At 58.6% G+C, this 17,255-nt stretch carries 17 protein-coding genes; 9 read left to right on the forward strand and 8 right to left on the reverse strand.

The window, feature by feature from the left end; translation table 11 throughout:
* The first annotated feature begins 12 nt into the window (after positions 1 to 12).
* Positions 13 to 459, forward strand: a complete 447-nt coding sequence (locus QWY83_RS07925) for an NUDIX domain-containing protein (protein WP_249945373.1) — start codon at positions 13 to 15, stop codon at positions 457 to 459.
* Here the strand turns inward: QWY83_RS07925 and QWY83_RS07930 are convergent.
* Both QWY83_RS07930 and QWY83_RS07935 read right to left on the reverse strand, forming a co-directional pair.
* The gene (locus QWY83_RS07930) at positions 456 to 1,514 is read right to left on the reverse strand and encodes a CaiB/BaiF CoA transferase family protein (RefSeq protein WP_249945372.1); all 1,059 of its coding nucleotides are present in this window, start codon (positions 1,512 to 1,514) and stop codon (positions 456 to 458) included. The two genes, QWY83_RS07925 and QWY83_RS07930, sit on opposite strands and share 4 nt — an antisense overlap.
* Complete coding sequence (locus tag QWY83_RS07935; protein ID WP_249944287.1) at positions 1,514 to 2,725, reverse strand: acyl-CoA dehydrogenase; 1,212 nt, start codon at positions 2,723 to 2,725, stop codon at positions 1,514 to 1,516. The genes QWY83_RS07930 and QWY83_RS07935 overlap by 1 nt, the downstream gene beginning before the upstream one ends.
* A gap of 99 nt (positions 2,726 to 2,824) precedes the next feature.
* Here QWY83_RS07935 and QWY83_RS07940 point away from each other — a divergent pair, with 99 nt between their 5' ends.
* The 4 genes from QWY83_RS07940 (at position 2,825) to QWY83_RS07955 (ending at position 6,788) form a co-directional block, all read left to right on the forward strand.
* The gene (locus QWY83_RS07940; protein WP_249945371.1) at positions 2,825 to 3,715 is read left to right on the forward strand and encodes a LysR substrate-binding domain-containing protein; all 891 of its coding nucleotides are present in this window, start codon (positions 2,825 to 2,827) and stop codon (positions 3,713 to 3,715) included.
* A 61-nt stretch (positions 3,716 to 3,776) separates the two neighbouring features.
* Positions 3,777 to 4,472 carry a molybdate ABC transporter permease subunit gene (gene modB, locus QWY83_RS07945; protein ID WP_435404506.1) on the forward strand — a complete coding sequence of 232 codons (696 nt, stop codon included), beginning with the start codon at positions 3,777 to 3,779 and terminating at the stop codon, positions 4,470 to 4,472.
* The gene (gene modC / locus QWY83_RS07950; RefSeq protein WP_249945369.1) at positions 4,469 to 5,527 is read left to right on the forward strand and encodes a molybdenum ABC transporter ATP-binding protein; all 1,059 of its coding nucleotides are present in this window, start codon (positions 4,469 to 4,471) and stop codon (positions 5,525 to 5,527) included. The genes modB and modC overlap by 4 nt, the downstream gene beginning before the upstream one ends.
* 49 nt (positions 5,528 to 5,576) lie before the next feature.
* Positions 5,577 to 6,788, forward strand: a complete 1,212-nt coding sequence (locus QWY83_RS07955; protein WP_249945368.1) for an AGE family epimerase/isomerase — start codon at positions 5,577 to 5,579, stop codon at positions 6,786 to 6,788.
* A gap of 4 nt (positions 6,789 to 6,792) precedes the next feature.
* Here QWY83_RS07955 and QWY83_RS07960 read toward each other — a convergent pair whose 3' ends face one another.
* Genes QWY83_RS07960 through QWY83_RS07970 form a run of 3 tightly spaced genes read right to left on the reverse strand, consistent with a single transcriptional unit; the run spans position 6,793 to position 9,743 of the window.
* Entirely contained in the window at positions 6,793 to 7,539 is a 747-nt protein-coding gene (locus QWY83_RS07960) for a maleate cis-trans isomerase family protein (protein ID WP_249945367.1), read from the reverse strand.
* A 1-nt stretch (position 7,540) separates the two neighbouring features.
* Entirely contained in the window at positions 7,541 to 8,701 is a 1,161-nt protein-coding gene (locus QWY83_RS07965; RefSeq protein ID WP_249945366.1) for a M24 family metallopeptidase, read from the reverse strand.
* Positions 8,694 to 9,743 carry a pyridoxal-phosphate dependent enzyme gene (locus tag QWY83_RS07970; protein ID WP_249945365.1) on the reverse strand — a complete coding sequence of 350 codons (1,050 nt, stop codon included), beginning with the start codon at positions 9,741 to 9,743 and terminating at the stop codon, positions 8,694 to 8,696. Before QWY83_RS07970 ends, QWY83_RS07965 begins: the two co-directional genes overlap by 8 nt.
* 170 nt (positions 9,744 to 9,913) lie before the next feature.
* On the opposite strand from QWY83_RS07970, the gene QWY83_RS07975 reads away from it, so the two are divergent.
* Positions 9,914 to 10,369 carry an Lrp/AsnC family transcriptional regulator gene (locus QWY83_RS07975; RefSeq protein WP_105234648.1) on the forward strand — a complete coding sequence of 152 codons (456 nt, stop codon included), beginning with the start codon at positions 9,914 to 9,916 and terminating at the stop codon, positions 10,367 to 10,369.
* On the opposite strand, the gene hpbA is transcribed toward QWY83_RS07975, so the two are convergent.
* Complete coding sequence (hpbA, locus tag QWY83_RS07980; RefSeq protein WP_249945364.1) at positions 10,366 to 12,402, reverse strand: N-methyl-L-proline N-demethylase HpbA; 2,037 nt, start codon at positions 12,400 to 12,402, stop codon at positions 10,366 to 10,368. The genes QWY83_RS07975 and hpbA overlap by 4 nt on opposite strands.
* Before the next feature lie 118 nt (positions 12,403 to 12,520).
* On the opposite strand from hpbA, the gene QWY83_RS07985 reads away from it, so the two are divergent.
* Together QWY83_RS07985 and QWY83_RS07990 are read left to right on the forward strand one after the other, a co-directional pair.
* On the forward strand, positions 12,521 to 13,150 hold the full coding sequence (locus QWY83_RS07985) for a TetR/AcrR family transcriptional regulator (protein ID WP_249945363.1): 630 nt from the start codon (positions 12,521 to 12,523) through the stop codon (positions 13,148 to 13,150).
* Positions 13,147 to 13,914 carry a pyrroline-5-carboxylate reductase family protein gene (locus QWY83_RS07990; protein ID WP_249945362.1) on the forward strand — a complete coding sequence of 256 codons (768 nt, stop codon included), beginning with the start codon at positions 13,147 to 13,149 and terminating at the stop codon, positions 13,912 to 13,914. The genes QWY83_RS07985 and QWY83_RS07990 overlap by 4 nt, the downstream gene beginning before the upstream one ends.
* Here QWY83_RS07990 and QWY83_RS07995 read toward each other — a convergent pair.
* On the reverse strand, positions 13,911 to 14,984 hold the full coding sequence (locus tag QWY83_RS07995) for an FAD-binding oxidoreductase (RefSeq protein WP_290245900.1): 1,074 nt from the start codon (positions 14,982 to 14,984) through the stop codon (positions 13,911 to 13,913). The genes QWY83_RS07990 and QWY83_RS07995 overlap by 4 nt on opposite strands.
* Complete coding sequence (locus QWY83_RS08000; protein WP_249945743.1) at positions 14,981 to 16,198, reverse strand: aromatic ring-hydroxylating oxygenase subunit alpha; 1,218 nt, start codon at positions 16,196 to 16,198, stop codon at positions 14,981 to 14,983. Before QWY83_RS08000 ends, QWY83_RS07995 begins: the two co-directional genes overlap by 4 nt.
* Positions 16,199 to 16,327: 129 nt before the next feature.
* Between QWY83_RS08000 and QWY83_RS08005 the strand changes: the two genes are divergently transcribed.
* A complete protein-coding gene (locus QWY83_RS08005; protein ID WP_249945361.1) occupies positions 16,328 to 17,209 on the forward strand; it encodes a LysR family transcriptional regulator in 882 nt (293 codons plus the stop codon).
* Positions 17,210 to 17,255 lie beyond the last annotated feature (46 nt).

Below are 17,255 nucleotides of genomic sequence, written 5' to 3' on the forward strand. Positions count from 1 at the left end.
CCACTGTAGCGCATGTCCAGATCAATCCGTCTTGCCACACGCGCCATTATTTTACACGAAAACAAATTGTTACTCGTGAACGCTTGGAAAAATCGCGATCACCTGTGGTGTGCACCTGGGGGCGGCGCCGAAGCGCATCAGAGCCTGCCTGCTAACCTATCGCGTGAAGTGCACGAAGAAACGGGACTGATCGTTAAGGTGGGTGAACCCTGCCTGATCAACGAATTCCACGACCCGAAGGGCGATTTCCATCAGGTCGACCTCTATTTCCGCTGTCAGATTATGGCGGGCGATCCCTTTGGCGACTGGACCGATCCCGAAGGCATCGTGAGCAAACGTCGTTGGGTCACGCGTGAGGAAATGTCGAAACTCAGGGTAAAGCCCGATAGCCTCGCGGCGGTGGCATGGGGGGACGCAGATGCCCCACCCTATGACCCACTAGAGCCGATCCAGCGTTAGCGGCGGAGCGGCGTCTCTGATAGACGAATGGGCGTTCGGATTGCAGGAATACCGTTTTCCATAACCTGCATGCCGCGTGCAACGACCTGTGGATCGGCAAAGACCTGATCGACCGAATTGATCGGCCCCGCTGGTACAGTCGCCTTTTCCAACGCCAACAAAAGCTCGGACCGATCCCATCGCGACAGGACCACCACGACCTTGTCCCGCAAGGGCACCCTATTCGCCACGCGCAGCGCATTTGTTGCAAAGCGCGGGTCCTCCTCCAGACCCAGCACGTCGCAGAACCGACGGAATTGGCCATCGTTGCCAACGGCCACGATGATATCGCCATTCGACGTCGGAAGAACTTCGTAAGGGGCGATGTTTGGATGCGCATTGCCCATACGGCGAGGGGCATTTCCCGATACGAGGTAGTTCATCCCCTGATTGGCCAGCACCCCAACAGCGCAATCGAGCAGTGCCATATCGACATGCTGCCCGCGCCCCGTGGTTTCGCGTGCTTTCAGCGCGGCCTGAATACCGATCACCGAATAGAGCCCCGTGAAGATATCAGCAAAGGCCACGCCGACTTTTTGCGGCTCACCGTCTGGCGCCCCTGTGAGGTCCATCCAGCCCGCCATGCCTTGGATCAGGAAATCATAGCCAGCACGGTCCGCATAAGGCCCGTCCTGCCCGAACCCTGTGATCGAACAATAGACCAGCCGCGGATTGATCGCCGACAGCCCCGCATAGTCGAGCCCGTATTTCGCCAGACCACCGACCTTGAAATTCTCGATCACCACATCGGCGTTGCGGATCAGGTCGATCACGATCTGCCGCCCCTCTTCGGTGCGGAAATCGGCAGTCACCACCGATTTTCCAGCGTTCGTCGCATGGTAATAGGCAGCGGTGCCGTCATCCATGAACGGTGGCCCCCATGTGCGGGTATCGTCGCCGTCGGGGCTTTCGACCTTAATGACCTCTGCCCCGAGGTCGGCCAGAACCTGACCAGCCCAAGGACCAGCCAGAATACGCGCCAACTCGACGACTTTCACACCGTTCAGCGGTTGCATCAGAAGAACGCCTGCAGACCAGTTTGCGCACGGCCAAGGATCAGCGCGTGGATGTCATGCGTGCCCTCATAGGTGTTCACCGTCTCAAGGTTGACCATATGGCGGATCACACCGAATTCAGCCGAAATCCCGTTGCCGCCGTGCATGTCGCGTGCGTGACGCGCCACATCGAGCGCCTTACCACAGTTGTTACGTTTGATCAGGCTGATCATCTCTGGCGCAGCCTCAGCGGCGTCCATCAAACGACCGACTTGCAACGCAGCCTGAAGGCCCAACGTAATCTCGGTCTGCATATCCGCGAGCTTTTTCTGGAAAAGCTGGGTCTGCGCGATCGGTTTGTTGAACTGCTTACGATCCAGACCGTATTGGCGTGCCGCGTGCCAGCAGAACTCTGCCGCGCCCATAACGCCCCACGCGATACCATAGCGTGCGCGGTTCAGACAGCCGAACGGTCCCTTGAGGCCCGACACATTGGGCAACAGCGCATCTTCGCCCACCTCAACGCCGTCCATGACGATCTCACCCGTGATGGACGCCCGCAGGGATACCTTGTTTTCGATCTTCGGCGCCGACAGACCCTTCATCCCTTTCTCAAGGACGAAGCCTTTGATCTTACCATCATGCGCTTCGGACTTTGCCCAAACCACGAACACGTCCGCAATAGGCGAGTTGCTGATCCACATTTTGGACCCAGTGATTTTGTAGCCATTCGCGGTCTTTTCCGCGCGGGTTTTCATGCCCGCAGGGTCAGAGCCCGCATCGGGTTCGGTCAGGCCAAAACAGCCGATCCATTCGCCCGACGCCAGTTTCGGCAGGTATTTCATCCGCTGCTCTTCGGTGCCGTAAGCGTAGATCGGATACATAACGAGCGAGGACTGCACCGACATCATCGAGCGGTAGCCGCTGTCCACACGCTCAATTTCCCGCGCAACAAGGCCATAAGAGACATACGACCCGCCAAGCCCGCCGTATTCCTCTGGCACTGTGACGCCCAAAAGGCCCATCTCGCCCATCTCGCGGAAAATCGCGGGGTCGGTGTGTTCGGTCAGGAAGGCGTCCTTCACCCGTGGCAGCAATTTTTCGGTCGCATAGGCCCGCGCACTCTCTGCGATCATGCGTTCATCTTCGGTCAGCTGACCAGACATACGCAGCGGATCGGTCCAGTCAAAGGAACCAAGATCGGGGGCGTCTTTGGGCTTGAGTGCGGGCATGAGGGAAACCTTTCGTCTGAAGTTGCGCAGAGACTGCCCCTAAGGGCGCCAAAAAACAAACGATTTAATAATTGAATTTGATGAGTTATAGTCATGAACATGCGCCAGAGTTACACCCCATCCATTCCCGAACTACAGTCTTTCACCGCATGTGCACGGCTTGGCACAACGACGCTCGCCGCGGGGCATTTAAACCTCACGCAAAGCGCGGTATCGCGGTCACTTGCCACGCTTGAGGATCGTCTGGGCGTTGCCCTCTTTAACCGTGTGCGAAAACGGCTGGTGCTGTCCCCTGCCGGCCATGCCTTTCTCGACAAAGCCGAAGCCATATTGGCGCAACTCGACGATGCCTCTGTTGGCGTAATGGCCTTTGGTGGGCGCACGTCAATCCTGCGGATCGCCGCCCTGCCCAGCTTTGTCCGCAGTTGGCTGATCCCGCGCCTACCGGGATTTACGGCGATTGCGCCTGACATCAGCCTCGACATTTCTGCCCGGCTCGACCCCGTGGATTTCATCCGCGATCCTGTCGATCTGGCAATCATGCGCAAAACGCATCAACCGACAGGATCAACGGCAGAGATCATCTTGCCCGAAAATCTGGTGGTCGTAGCCTCCCCTGCACTACTCAAAGGGGCATCAAATCTGTCGGACACCGACCTGTTGAATCTGCCCCTGTTGCAGCAATCCACTCGTCCGACCCTCTGGCTCGACTGGTTTCGCGATGGAGAGGCAGACCCGCGTCGGGCACTACGAGGGGCGCGTCTAGACCACTTTGACATGGTAATCGATGCCGCGATTGCGGGACTTGGCGTTGGCATCGTGCCGCATGTGATCGCGCGGCAATCGCTCGACCGTGGCACTCTGGTTCTGGCCAGCGGGCGAAAGTTCGAAACAGGCGATGCCTACGCCCTGATCCTTCCCGATGGCCAAGAGCCCAGCGCCGAGGTCAGGCTTTTTCGTGACTGGTTGCGGGCTGCAGTAAGACGTTGATCTGGCTTGCTCCTCTGCCACCACTCCGCAATAGTCAGCCCGAGGAATGGAGGCGGACAGCGTGACGGATTGGCTCTCACCAGCGGAATGGCAGGCGGTATCCCTGTCGCTGCGCGTTGCCTTTTGGGCAACCGTGCTGAGCCTCCCCGTCGGGATTTTCACCGCCTACGCTTTGGCCCGCTGGTCCTTTGTCGGGAAACAGGTTCTCAACGGGATCGTCCACTTGCCGCTCGTCCTGCCACCAGTGGTGACGGGCTATCTACTTTTGCTGACCTTCGGGCGGCGCGGCCCTGTCGGTGAGTTCCTCGAACAAACGTTCGGGATCATCGTCGCCTTTCGCTGGACGGGGGCTGTCCTCGCTGCGGCGATCATGGCGTTTCCACTGATGGTCCGCGCGATCCGACTGTCGATCGAGGCCGTAGACCCAAAGCTGGAGGAAGCCGCATCAACCCTCGGCGCATCGCGGGCCTGGGTATTCATGACCGTGACCCTGCCTCTGATCCTCCCCGGTATTTTGGCGGGTTCCATCCTCGCTTTCGCCAAGGCGATGGGCGAATTTGGCGCCACGATCACCTTTGTGTCAAACATCCCTGGCCAGACGCAAACGCTTCCCTCTGCGATCTACGTCTTCCTGCAAGTCCCCGGCGGTGAAGCCTCTGCCCTGAGGCTCGTCATAATTGCTGTGGTCATCGCGATGGGTGCCCTCCTCTTGTCCGAGGTCGTATCGAAACGCATCGCCGCTAGGGTATCGGCATGACGGTTTCGGTTCAGATCACACACAAACAGGGCGATTTCATCCTTGATGTGGACTTTGACGCGCCTGATGGGCTGACAGTTCTATTCGGTCGCTCTGGCTCTGGCAAAACGAGCGTGATCAACGCCATTGCGGGCCTGCTGCGCCCTGACGCGGGGCGCATCGCGATTGGGGGGCATGTGCTCCAAGACAGCGCGACGGGCCTTTGGCTGCCGCCCCATAAACGGCGGATCGGTTATGTGTTCCAAGACGCGCGTCTGTTCCCACATCTGTCCGTTCGCCAGAACCTCACCTACGGGCAGAGGTTCAGTGCGACGAAGGCTCCGATTGATCCCGTGGTCGAAATGCTCGGCCTTGGTGATCTGTTGAACCGCCGCCCTGCCGCCCTCTCTGGCGGGGAAAAGCAGCGGGTTGCGATTGGGCGAGCATTGTTGTCAGGGCCAGAACTGATCCTCGCCGATGAACCTTTGGCGGCGCTGGATGAGGCCCGCAAAGATGACATTCTGCCGTATTTCGAACGGCTCCGCGATGAGGTGGGTATCCCAATTGTCTATGTAAGCCACGCCGCGGGCGAGGTTGCACGGCTTGCCACCACAGTGGTCGTCATGGATCAGGGGCGCGTCAAACAAATGGGACCAGCGGGAGAAGTCCTCTCTGACCCGTCGGTGATCCCTGTCGGCGTACGCGAGGCTGGCGCAATGATTGAGGCGCGGGTTGGCGCCCATTCCGACGATGGGCTGAGCGACCTGTTGATTGGCGATCTGGTCGTCACCATCCCCAATTGCGGCCGTCAGATCGGCGATCTGGTTCGACTACGTATCGCAGCCCAAGATGTGATGATCGCCACCCAGGCACCCCAAGGGATCTCTGCCCTCAACGTGCTGCCTGCTACGATCAAATCGATCCGCATGGGTGACGGCCCCGGCGCGATGGTCCAGATGGAGGTTGGCGGCGCGACGCTTTTGTCACGGATCACCCGCCGTTCGGTGCAAACCCTCGGCCTGACCGCTGGGCAAAAAGTATTTGCGGTGCTCAAGGCGGTAAGCGTTGCGCGGTAACGGGCGTTAGCGGTATCAATTCGTTACACTTAGCACGAATAGGCACAGCATGACCCAGATCGGCACAGACGGTTTCAACGGCCATTGGATCAACGATCCTGTTCATCGGGCATTTCTGGAAAACGACGCCCACGCGCAATTGGCGTTTTATCGCAAAGCGTTACGTGCGGACGGGGCCTATGACGTTCTCGCCATCGACGGCACCCCTATCGCAGGGTCCGCTCAACAGCTCCACAACACCACGCGGATGGTGCATTCCTATGCGCTGGCCTCGCTCTGGGGGGCGAAGGGGCATGAGGACATGATCGACGCGGGCATGGCGTTCCTATGGAACCAACACCGCGATACGACACATGGTGGCTATGTCTACGGCCTAAAGGACGGCGCAATCGTCGATGACAAAAAGCTCGCCTATGGGCATGTCTTTGTCCTCCTCGCGGGGGCGAGCGCAAAGAACATCGGCCACCCAGATGCGGACCGTCTGATCGCGGACGTCGCCGAAGTGCTGGACACGCGGTTCTGGGATAACGACGCGGGCCTGTTCTTTGACGAGTTCAACCGCGACTGGTCACCGTTTTCGACCTACCGTGGTTACAACGCCAATATGCACGGGGTTGAGGCGCTCTTGGCCGCCTATGAGGCGACGGGCGAGACGCTGTTCCTTACCCGAGCGGGCCGCATCCTGTCGTTCTTTATGGAAACCATCGCGCCCTCGCATGACTGGCGTTTGCCAGAGCACTACACCCCAAATTGGACGCCCGATCTGACCTATCAGGGCGACCCGATGTTCCGTCCGCGCGGCACTACACCGGGGCATTCGTTCGAACTTGGCCGGCTTTACCTGCAGTATTGGGATTTAGCGGGCCGCAAAGATGACGGCTCTGTCGATCGTGCCCGTTCGTTGATCGAAACCGCGCTGAACGATGCGTGGGTTGAGGGCGGCGGATTTGTCTACACCCTCGATTATTCTGGCGCGCCGCAGGTCACAGACCGCTACTGGTGGCCCCTGACAGAGGCTATCGGGGCCATGGTATCACTGATCAAACTCGACGGTCGCGACAGTGACGAGGCATGGTATCGCCGTTTGTGGCAAGCGGCCTCTGACCTCTTTATCGACCACGAAAACGGTGGTTGGTTCCATGAGGTCGATGCAACTGGAAAACCTGCACAAAAGCAGTTCATCGGCAAGCCTGACCATTACCACGCTATTCAGGCGGATCTCTTCCCTCTCGACCAGAGGTTGACCCGCCTGTTTACCTAAGCGTTCAGAGGCGGAACAATTTCCCCGGTGCGTTTGGCCCAGCCTTGCAGCCTGCCAACTGCGCCATGTGCCATGCCAGCGCCTGATTGCTGCTGACGACAGGTTTGCCCAACTCGTCCTCGAGCGCGTCGATGATATCCATCGTGCGCAGGTTGGTGCAGGACAGGAAAACCGCGTCGACCTCTGGATCGCGACCGATCTCTAGCGCTGCGGCTTGGATCGATTTGGGGTCAATGCGGGCAACGCGGGCCTCTAGCTCTTCGCCAAAGGATAGCGTCTTTGGCACCTCAAATCCTCGTGCGACAAAGGCATCCCTGATCGCATCCGCGACCGTGGCGATATAGGGCGATACGACCCCCAAACGCGTAGCCCCCAGCGCACGCAGCGCCGCGACCGAGGCGGTCAGAGGGTTCGTAACGTTCCGCGTCTTGGCCCCCTCAGCGACGAGGTCGGCCACACGATCCTCGCCAATCAGCGTTGTGCCAGAGGTGCAAGCATATGAAATAGTGTCGAAATCTAACGATGTCGGGAACAGAGACGCCGCACCCGTGATGTGCCCCGCCATCGTCGCGATGGTATCTGGGTTCAGTTCTGCTCCCGCAGCCACGCGACTAATATAGACCGCGACATCCCGTTGCGGGAACATGTGCCAAAAGTCCTGTTCGACCGTTTCGTCGGTGGAAAGCGCGATCAGACCGAGGATCGAAGTGGACCCTATCGGGCCCGTCAAATCATAGGGATAAGTCGTCATATCAAACCTCTGGCAAGAATTCTGGTGCGCGGGTGGAGAGGAGTTCTGGACCCTCCTCGCGCAGGACGATGTTTTCCTCGTGAACGAGGATGCGGTTCGGGGCGATCTCAACCCCCGGCTCTAGGGTCAGGACCATCCCCACCTGCAGTTCGGTTGTGTCAAGCGGGGTGAAAGACGGCCATTCGGTCAGGGTAATCCCCAGCCCATGGCCGAGCCGACCACCGCCAGCCACGGCGCCCTTGTTCGTTATGGCATCGGTGAGGATACGGTGGACGTCCCGAGCCAGCATCCCCGGACGCAAAATATCTAACGCAACATCAATCGAATGGGTCAGCGCCGCTTGGGCGCGTTTGACGTCATCGGACGGCGCGCCGACGGCATAATTGCGGTCGAAATCACAGAAATACCCGTCCTTCACCGCACCCGTGTCGAGCATGAGGATATCACCTGTCCGCAACGGCTCTGGCCCAGCGGGAGAGATCACATCGCCATAGCCGCCCTGCCCTGCACCGCCGGCGGTATAGCTCACCCAATCCGCGCCTTCGTCCAAGAGAACCTTTTGGAAATCGCGGAACACTTGGTCGAGGGGGCGGCCAACGCCTGCGAACTCTGGCACGCGGGCAAAGGCGCGATCAGCGACGCCGCAGATGGTGCGGATTTTTGTAATTTCCGCCGCTGATTTCACCTCGCGAACGCGCTGGATGGTGTCGGTGCCGTCCACAAATCGACGCGGCGTTATGCGATCCGCGATCCGCATAAAGTCACCCAACGGCAAACGGGCCGAGGTTTCCAACCCCATCGGGGTCGCGATCACACCGCCCGCAGGCACCAGATCGCAAAGTGTGTCAGACAACAGCGATACACCATCATCCACAGGGTCAGGCGCGGCCCACGTCCGAATGTCGTCAATCCACGTCCGCCCCATCAGATCCGCCCCAATCGCGGGGATCACGGCAATCGGATCACCCTGCGCAGGCACCACGATGAACCACGGACGCGCGGGACTTTCCCAGAATCGCGTCAGGAACCCCGTGACGTAGAACACATCAGCGGGCGAGGTCAGCAACAGCGCGTCTTGCCTCGCCGCGGCCATCCGCGCTTGCAGTCGATCAACGCGACCACGGTATTCGCTGCGTGGAAAAATGAGAGAGCGGTCAGACATCTTCGGGGCCTTCGCTGAGGATACACATGACATGCGCATCAGGCCCGATCCCGTCGATCCCTGCAATGAGCGCAGCCAATCCTGCCCCGCCCGACGGAGTCGTGGCAAATCCATGTTGCGCCAAGACCGCGATGCCGTCAGCCGCCTCTTTTTCGGTCAGGGTCAGGAAGATATCGGCATCCCGCGACAACCCCGCGAGGGCAATCATCGAGGGGGTTTTGCAATCCAAACGGCCCATCTCTGACACGCCACCTGAAGAGGTCACAAGTGCACCTGCACCGATGCTATCGAACAAGGCGGGTGCTTGGTCAGGTTCTACAACGATGATCTGCGGACCATCGCCCCAGACCGACCGCGCATAGACTGCCGCCGCCGCTGCAAGCCCACCTACGCCCGCTTGCAACAGGATGTGCGTCGGGGCCGCGTCGATCTGCACTGCAGCCTCTGCCGCCAACTGAAGATAGCCCTCCATCACGTGGAACGGCGGATCGGTGTAGCCCGGCCACGAGCTATCGGAGAGCAGCGTATAGCCTTTTTCCGCGGCCCAAACCAACGCGGCCTCCATGCTTTCTTCATAATTCGCGCCAGCCCGTTCAACCTGCGCTCCTTTGGCTTTGAGCCTTGTGGCAAAGGCTTCGGGCACGGTGTTCGATAAGAAAATCACCGCCTGCGCGCCAAATAGGTGGGCACCAGCGGCGACCGACAGACCGTGGTTGCCTGCGCTCGCCGTGACGAAAACGCGACCCGAAAGGGCACTGCCCCAATCGTCGCCCTGTAAGGCTTCTGCCGCCTCGCGGGCAATCGCGAATGCCGCGCCGAGCGCCTTGAAACTGCCCAAGCCCATCCGCCCGCGTTCATCCTTGATCGTGATGCGGGCTACACCGACGGTTTTTGCCAGTTCCGGGGCTTCGACCAACGGCGTTTGAGCGTGCGCGGGGCACATCGATAACAGTTTACCCACGGCACTCGCGTCCGCGGTCGGGTAAAGCGTCATGTTCGGCAGGCCAGTACCGCGGAAGGGGTTGGGGCATGTGATGGGCATGGGGAATCCTTTTACTTTGCAATAAGAATAGCGCAGGCGGTCAATCCGATCTCGGCAAAGAGGGGTACGATTAGGCCGAAAAACCGTGTTCTGAACCATCAGTTGCGGATTTTCGGACCAATCGGAGAATATACCGTGACAACGGGCGTATATTCCGACCAAATCCCCACATGGACAGCTTTGACACACTCATCCTCGACGCCCTGCAGCACAACAACCGCCTGACCGCCGAAGCGCTCTCGGAAAAAGTGGGGCTATCCCCTGACGCTTGCCGCAAACGGCTTGCCAAATTGCGGTCATCGGATGCGATTGAACAAGAGGTCGCGATCCTCAATCCGCAGACTATTGGCCGAGGGCTGATCATGATTGTGGAGGTGACGCTCCAAAATGAACGGCCTGCGGAATTGGACCGTTTTAAGGACAAGATGAAAGCCGCGCCAGAAGTGATGCAGTGCTACTATGTCACTGGAAACGCGGACTTTATCCTGATCCTCTCAGCCAAGGACATGGCCGATTACGAAGATTTCACGCGACGCCACTTCTTTGCAGAAGAAAACGTCGCGCGATTTAGAACGAGCGCGGTTATGGACCGCGTGAAGGTCGGCTTTACGATGCCAATCGGTTAGAGGTCCTTACCGATACGCAGGGCATCATAGATCGCCGCGTGGGTGTTGCGCGCCGAAACAGCGTCACCGATACGGAACAGACGGAACGTGCCCTCAGAGTTGCGCATCACGGTCTGCGGCGCACCTGTCGACAGCGCGTCGTAATCCACCTCGCCAAGGTTCGACGACAGCGGTTTCAGATCGAAATAGATGTCATCGAGCGGGCGCGTGCCATGGTTCACCACAACCTGATCCACGATCCGTTCACGGGTCACCCCGCCGTAATCGCTGCCCAAGGTGGCGCGTAGTTGGTTGCCCTCTTTCGCGACCGCTATCAGACGCCACGTGACCGTAAAGGTCGTGTCGCGTTTTTGCAGGTTACGCATGTAAGGAACAAGGTTCATCGCCATGACTTCGGGAGCGAAACTGCGGTCGGGCGTGACGATTTCGACCTTCGCGCCCGTTTCCGAAATAACATCCGCCGCCTGTAGACCCGCGTGATCGCCTGCATCGTCAAACACAAGCACGTTCGTGCTCGGCTTCACATCGCCTGACAGAATATCCCACGCGGAACAAACCAGTTCATTGCCAGCTTCAAGCACCTCGGTATGGGGCAAGCCACCTGTCGCGACGATAACCTCGTCTGGCTTGGTTTCCAGAACGGTGTCCAGGTCGGCAAAGGTGTTGAAATGGAACTGCACGCCGCGTTTGGTGCACTGGTCAAAGCGCCATGCGATGATCGACGTCATCTCGCGACGGCGTTCTTGCAGTGCGGTCAGTCGGATTTGCCCGCCGGGTTGGTCGGCGGCCTCAAACACATTTACAGTGTGACCGCGTTCTGCGGCGACGCGCGCGGCCTCCATCCCTGCGGGGCCTGCACCGACGATCGTGACCCGCTTTTTCGTGTCCGCAGGGGTGATCGTCTGCGGGACTTCCATTTCGCGGCCCGTTGCGGGGTTATGCAGGCAGAGCGCCATGCCGCCCTGATAAATACGGTCGAGGCAGTAGTTCGCACCGACGCAGGGACGAATATCATCCTCGCGCCCCTCAATGATTTTGCGCACCAGATGCGGGTCGGCCATGTGGGCGCGGGTCATGCCAACCATGTCGAGCTTACCGCTCGCAATCGCGTGGCGGGCGGTGGCAACGTCAGGGATTTTGGCAGCGTGGAAGGTTGGGAAATTGGTCGCTGCGCGAATTTCGCCCGCAAAATCAAGGTGCGGCGCGTTCCGCATCCCTTGAATCGGGATCAGATCGGTCAGACCAGGGTCTGTGTCGATATGGCCCTTCACGATGTTAAGGAAGTCCACGAGGCCACTGTTTTTGAGCATGTGAGAAACCTGAAGCCCCTCATCCTTGCCCATGCCGCCCGCCATATCCTGATCGCCTGTGTAGCGCACTCCGACGATGAACTTCTCGCCACAGCGGTCACGGATCGCTTGCAGAACCTCCATCGTGAACCGCAGACGGTTTTCAAGCGAACCACCATAGGGCGCGTCAAGGTCGTTGGTCAGCGGGGACCAGAATTGTTCAAGGAGGTGGCCGTAGGCTTCGAGCTCGATACCGTCAACACCCGCTGCTTGCATACGTTCAGCGGCATCCGCGTAGTCCTCGATGATACGAGTAATGTCCCAGTCTTCTATGCGTTTTGGGAATGCACGGTGCGATGCTTCGCGTTCGTGGCTGGGCGCTACAACGGGCAACCAGTCCGCTTTGTCCCAGCGCGTGCGGCGGCCAAGGTGGGTCAATTGGATCATCACAGCGGCGCCATGGTCGTGACATTCATCGACCATCTGCTTCATATAGCCGACGACTTCGTCCTTCCAGGCAAGGATATTGTTGAACACAGGCGGGCTGTCGCGCGCGACCGAGGCCGACCCTGCGGTCATCGTAAGCGCCACGCCCGCCTTTGCCCGCTCTACATGATAGGCGCGGTAACGATCCTTGGGCATGCCGTCTTCGGGATAGGCGGGTTCATGACTTGTAATCATGATCCGGTTTTTCAAAGTGAGGTGTTTCAGCCGATACGGCTGGAGAAGTGGATCGTTGGACATAGCGCGACTCCGCAATTGGATTTGCCGAAGGATTCCGAAAATGTTCATAACTGTCAAGTTTAGGTTCACCTATGAACATTTACTTGAGCACCCTGTCATTCACAGGTAGCCTACCCGCATGACTCAGGCTGAAGACATCGATACCGGATGGCGCGGATCGCCAGAATTATGGCTGCAAGCGGCCTATGATGCCCTGATCGAAAACGGCATCGATGCGGTGAAAATCCTACCACTTGCGGCGCAGCTGAAATTGTCGCGCACCAGCTTTTATTGGTTCTTTGACAATCGCGGATCGCTGCTCCAAGCGCTGAGGGCATTGTGGGAGGACCGCACAACAACCCCCCTGATCGCCGCCACAAAGGAATACGCAGAGACCCGAACTGAGGCGATGTTCAACGTCATCAGTTGCTTCCTGCGCGAAGATGCCTTTGACGCGCGGATGGAACACGCGGTGCGCAGCTGGGCGATCCAAGACCCAAAGATGCTCACCGAACTGCAGGCTGCAGACAATCGACGGCTCGATGCGCTGCGCGGGATGCTTGAGGGCTGGGGCTATGACGCCCAAGATGCCGATGTGCGGGCGCGGACGATTTACCTTGTTCAGATTGGCTATATCTCGATGCAGACGACAGAACCCTTGACCGAACGACTGGCCCGCGTTGCCAATTATGTTGAGGTCTACACGGGCCAAAAACCCAATGATCGCGAGGTGGCGCGGTTCTATTCGCGGTTCGGAGTAACACTATGAAAATCGGAATTATCGGTGGCACGGGATGGCTCGGCTCTGCTTTGGGTAAGGCGCTGTTAGATCGTGGTCATGCGCCGAACGATTTGGTGATCGTAAACCGTAGCGGTCCGCGTGAGGACTATTTCGGGCGTCAGGTGGTTTGGGCGGCGGACGTAGCTGATCTGGTGGACCGCTCGGACGCGATCATCCTATCTGTACGACCACAGGATTGGCCCGCACTGAATTTTGACGCTAAGGGAAAATTGGCGATTTCGTTTATGGCAGGCGTGAACATCGCGGCACTTGGTGATCGTGTGATCCGCGCCATTCCGAATGCGGCCGCAGAGATCGGCACGTCCTATTCGCCGTGGTTCGCGGGGCCTGCGGTCACTGCAGATGACAAAGCGACCGCGAATGACATTCTGTCCGCCTTTGGCACCTGTGATGAACTCGCGTCAGAGACGGATATCGATCTAATGACCGCGCTTTCTGGATCAGGTCCCGCCTACCCTGCCCTTATGGCTGCTGCGATGATGAAATTTCTAACGGACAATGGCGTCAGCCCCGACATTGCCGCCCGCGCGACCGAGGCGACCATCTGTGATGCGGCGCAATTGTTGCGCGGTGAAGCGCAGAACGCGACCGAGTGGGTGAAAGTCTTTGTCGATTATGCGGGCACGACGGCGGCGGGTCTGACCACAGCAGAGGCGGGTGGGTTTTCCACCGCGCTCTACTCTGGTCTTTCTGCCGCGACCCAAAAGGCCAAGGATATGGGGGCGGATTAAGCCTCCACCTCCACATTGCCCAAGGGGTGCGAACAACAGGCGAGGATGTAGCCGGCGTCAACTTCGGCATCGGTGATCCCGCCGTTGTGGACCATATGCACGTCGCCCGAGATTTTCTTGATCTTGCAGGTTCCGCACAGACCAAAACTACAGCCCGACGGCAGCGGCACACCATTGGCACGCGCCAAGGCAAGCACGGTGTCCGTTTCTTTGCCCAACGCGGTCTTGCCCGATTTCGCAAAAGTAACCTCTGCGGCTGCCGTGGCATCGGCTTCAACATCGTTGAATTCGGGCAGGTCTTTTTCATCCTCAACAGGGGCCGAGAACGCCTCTTGATGATAGCGATCCATATCATAGCCGAGCGAAATCAGGATCTCGCGCACGCTGTCCATAAAACTCTCAGGGCCACAGCAATAGACATCGCGCTCGAGGTAGTCCTGACACATCAGGCCCAGCATCAACTGGTTAAATCGACCGCGATAGCCCGTCCAAACCTCATAGGGGTCGTTTTGACCGACTACAAAATGCAGGTCGATACCAGCGGTCCGCGAGGTCATCAGTTCCAGCTTTTGCCGGAAAATCAGGTCGCGTGGACGTTTGGCGCATTGGATAAAGCAGATATCGGGGTCGTTGCCCAATTCATACAATGTCGTAGCCATCGACATGAGCGGCGTCACGCCAGAGCCCGCCGAAATGTAGAGGTATTTGCCATCGGGCTGGTCAGGCAGGTGGAAGATACCCGCAGGACCGTAAGCCTTAAGCCGTGTGCCGATCGTCAGATGATCGTGCATCCAGCGACTTCCGACAGAACCCTCTTGGACCTTGACCGTCACACTGATGTAGCCCGCCGACAGGGGCGAAGAGGACATGGTAAATGTCCGCTGCACATTCCCGCCTGGCACGGGCAGATCGAGCGTAATGAACTGCCCCGCCTTGTAGACAAATGTCGCACCAGAGGGTGCGCGGAAGCTAAAGGTTTTGACGTTCGGTGCCTCAGGCAGAACGGCGACACACTCTAGCAATTCCGCATCGGTCCAAACGGGCGAGGCGCGGTTCGGCATGGGGATCATGACGACACCATGTGGTTTTGCAGCGTCTTGCAGTACCAGTCCACGAACTGGTTCACGCCGCCTTCTTGGGCCTTGCTGTAGGGACCGGGTTTATAGCCAGGAGATTGGACGCCACGCTGGTTTTCTTCAACGATTTGGCGGTCCTCATCGTTGGTGTGAATCCAAACTTCGGTCAGGCGGTTCAGATCGTAATCCACGCCTTCGACCGCATCCTTGTGAACGAGCCACGTCGTCGTGACTTCGGTCCGATCTGGGCCGAGCGGCATGACGCGGAAGGTCAGCACCTGATCCGACAGGAAGTGGTTCCACGAGTTCGGATAGTGGAAATAGAGACAGCTGCCTGCATCATCAAAGGGCACTGTACCAATACGTTTAGACACCGCAGCCTTACCGTCCATCGTGTAGCTGACGGTATCGCGCAGGAACGGAATACGGACAAAACGCCATGTTTCGGTCGGGTCGATCACATAGCGCGCAGGGAAGTTCGCGGCCTCACATTTTTCAATATGCTCGCGGCCCATGTTACTGGTCGTCGCATCATCCGCACCAACGAGGTTCGGATCATCAGGGAAGGTCACACAGAGCGACGGGTGGTTCGACGCGCAGTGGTAGCACTCGCGGTTGTTTTCCATCACCAGCTTCCAATTCGCCTCTTCGACGATGGTGGACTGGTAGGCGACCTTGAGGTTGGCCACGTCGTGAGGGCCGAGATAACGGGCAGCTTGATCCGCGAGGTCACCGCTGTCAGGCGCAACGGCGGCGAGGCAGATGTAGATCAGCCCCTGCACTTCGCGACAGTGAACGACACCGAGGCCGTGCTCTTTGGGATTAAAATCATCGCCCATTTCACGCGCCCAGAGAAGCGATCCGTCGAGGTCATAGGTCCACTGGTGATAGGGGCAAACGAGTTTAGCAGAGGTGCCTTTGGTCGCCGAACAAATGCGGCTGCCACGGTGACGGCAGGAGTTGTGGAACGCACGCGCGACACCATCAGCGCCCCGCACCACGATGATCGACGCATCGCCCAAGGTGACGGTCACATAGTTGCCAGCGGCAGGCAGTTCCGCAGCGCTCGCCGCGAAAATCCATTCGCGGTGCCACAGGTCGCGCATGTCGGCGTCATAGGCCGCTTGGGACAAATAAAGCCCCTGCGGCAGCGAATGCCACGGTTTACGGGACAGGAGGAGAGAGAGGACATCACTGTTCGAATGCATCGGTCGGTCTTTCGTTGAATCAGCCATACAGAACCGCAAAACGCAGGTCTCTCGCAATCGCAAAAAACCTATCATTGACTTACTTGAATTAAGCCATAAAGGTTTTTGCGTTCACCTCAGGATTACCCCATGCCAGCTCGTTATCGTTCGCTCCCCTCTCTCACCGCGATTGCCAGTTTTGAGGCTGCCGCGCGGTGTGCCAGTTTCAAAAAGGCCGCCGATGATTTGAACGTCACCCCCGCCGCGATCAGCCATCAGGTCAAATCGCTCGAGGCCGAACTGGGGTTTCAGGTATTCAACCGTTATCACCGTGGTGTCGAATTGAACGAGGCAGGCGCGTTTCTCTATGTCGCAATCCAGCGCGGTTTTAGCGAAATATCCAGCGCAATCGAACAGTTACAGCTTCGCGCGGATGACGACGCGGTGACAATCGAGGCGACGACGGCGGTCTCTGCGTTCTTTCTCACCCCGCGTTTGACACGGTTTTGGGCGCACCGCGGACACATCCCCGTGTCGCAAAACGTCACCGATTTGCCGGGGACGTCGCCCACCAGTGACCTGTGCATTTTCTACGGTGAGGATGCCCCGAATTCTGGCGATTGCCGCCTCTTGTTCCGTGACCGTATTTCTATTCTTGCCTCACCAGAGTTCGCAGCGCGTTTTTCTGCCCAAAATTTGACCGATTTGACTAAGATGCCTTTGATCCACCTGACAGCGTCAGATGCGCGATGGACGGGCTGGCAGAGCTTCCTCGAAATGCTAGGGGTGACGATTGATCTGGGTCCGTCACACTACGTGAACAACTACGCCATTGCGCTTCAAGCCGCCCAAGACGGCGTTGGTGCGGTGCTGGGATGGGAAACGCTGACACGCGGGCTGATCTCATCGGGTTCGCTGGTCAAACTCTTTCCCGACAGCATTGAGGCGCCGCATGGGTTCTATATCACCGCTCGAAAAAACGCCCCTGCGCGGGCGATTGAGTTGCGAGATTGGCTACTGGCTGCGGCCTGAATTGCGATTATCAAACCCAAGCTACGAAACCTTATCGTCAAATCGC

Source organism: Marivivens donghaensis, from assembly GCF_030410045.1.
In the GTDB taxonomy this organism is placed as follows: Bacteria; Pseudomonadota; Alphaproteobacteria; order Rhodobacterales; family Rhodobacteraceae; genus Marivivens; species Marivivens donghaensis.

What these genes read in the sequence shown, in the direction of transcription:
- QWY83_RS07925 (WP_249945373.1), top strand. Translation starts at nt 13, where the DNA reads ATGTCCAGATCAATCCGTCTTGCCACACGCGCCATTATTTTACACGAA.
- QWY83_RS07930 (WP_249945372.1), bottom strand. Translation starts at nt 1,514, where the DNA reads ATGCAACCGCTGAACGGTGTGAAAGTCGTCGAGTTGGCGCGTATTCTG.
- QWY83_RS07935 (WP_249944287.1), bottom strand. Translation starts at nt 2,725, where the DNA reads ATGCCCGCACTCAAGCCCAAAGACGCCCCCGATCTTGGTTCCTTTGAC.
- QWY83_RS07940 (WP_249945371.1), top strand. Translation starts at nt 2,825, where the DNA reads ATGCGCCAGAGTTACACCCCATCCATTCCCGAACTACAGTCTTTCACC.
- modC (WP_249945369.1), top strand. Translation starts at nt 4,469, where the DNA reads ATGACGGTTTCGGTTCAGATCACACACAAACAGGGCGATTTCATCCTT.
- QWY83_RS07955 (WP_249945368.1), top strand. Translation starts at nt 5,577, where the DNA reads ATGACCCAGATCGGCACAGACGGTTTCAACGGCCATTGGATCAACGAT.
- QWY83_RS07960 (WP_249945367.1), bottom strand. Translation starts at nt 7,539, where the DNA reads ATGACGACTTATCCCTATGATTTGACGGGCCCGATAGGGTCCACTTCG.
- QWY83_RS07965 (WP_249945366.1), bottom strand. Translation starts at nt 8,701, where the DNA reads ATGTCTGACCGCTCTCTCATTTTTCCACGCAGCGAATACCGTGGTCGC.
- QWY83_RS07970 (WP_249945365.1), bottom strand. Translation starts at nt 9,743, where the DNA reads ATGCCCATCACATGCCCCAACCCCTTCCGCGGTACTGGCCTGCCGAAC.
- QWY83_RS07975 (WP_105234648.1), top strand. Translation starts at nt 9,914, where the DNA reads ATGGACAGCTTTGACACACTCATCCTCGACGCCCTGCAGCACAACAAC.
- hpbA (WP_249945364.1), bottom strand. Translation starts at nt 12,402, where the DNA reads ATGTCCAACGATCCACTTCTCCAGCCGTATCGGCTGAAACACCTCACT.
- QWY83_RS07985 (WP_249945363.1), top strand. Translation starts at nt 12,521, where the DNA reads ATGACTCAGGCTGAAGACATCGATACCGGATGGCGCGGATCGCCAGAA.
- QWY83_RS07990 (WP_249945362.1), top strand. Translation starts at nt 13,147, where the DNA reads ATGAAAATCGGAATTATCGGTGGCACGGGATGGCTCGGCTCTGCTTTG.
- QWY83_RS07995 (WP_290245900.1), bottom strand. Translation starts at nt 14,984, where the DNA reads ATGATCCCCATGCCGAACCGCGCCTCGCCCGTTTGGACCGATGCGGAA.
- QWY83_RS08000 (WP_249945743.1), bottom strand. Translation starts at nt 16,198, where the DNA reads ATGCATTCGAACAGTGATGTCCTCTCTCTCCTCCTGTCCCGTAAACCG.
- QWY83_RS08005 (WP_249945361.1), top strand. Translation starts at nt 16,328, where the DNA reads ATGCCAGCTCGTTATCGTTCGCTCCCCTCTCTCACCGCGATTGCCAGT.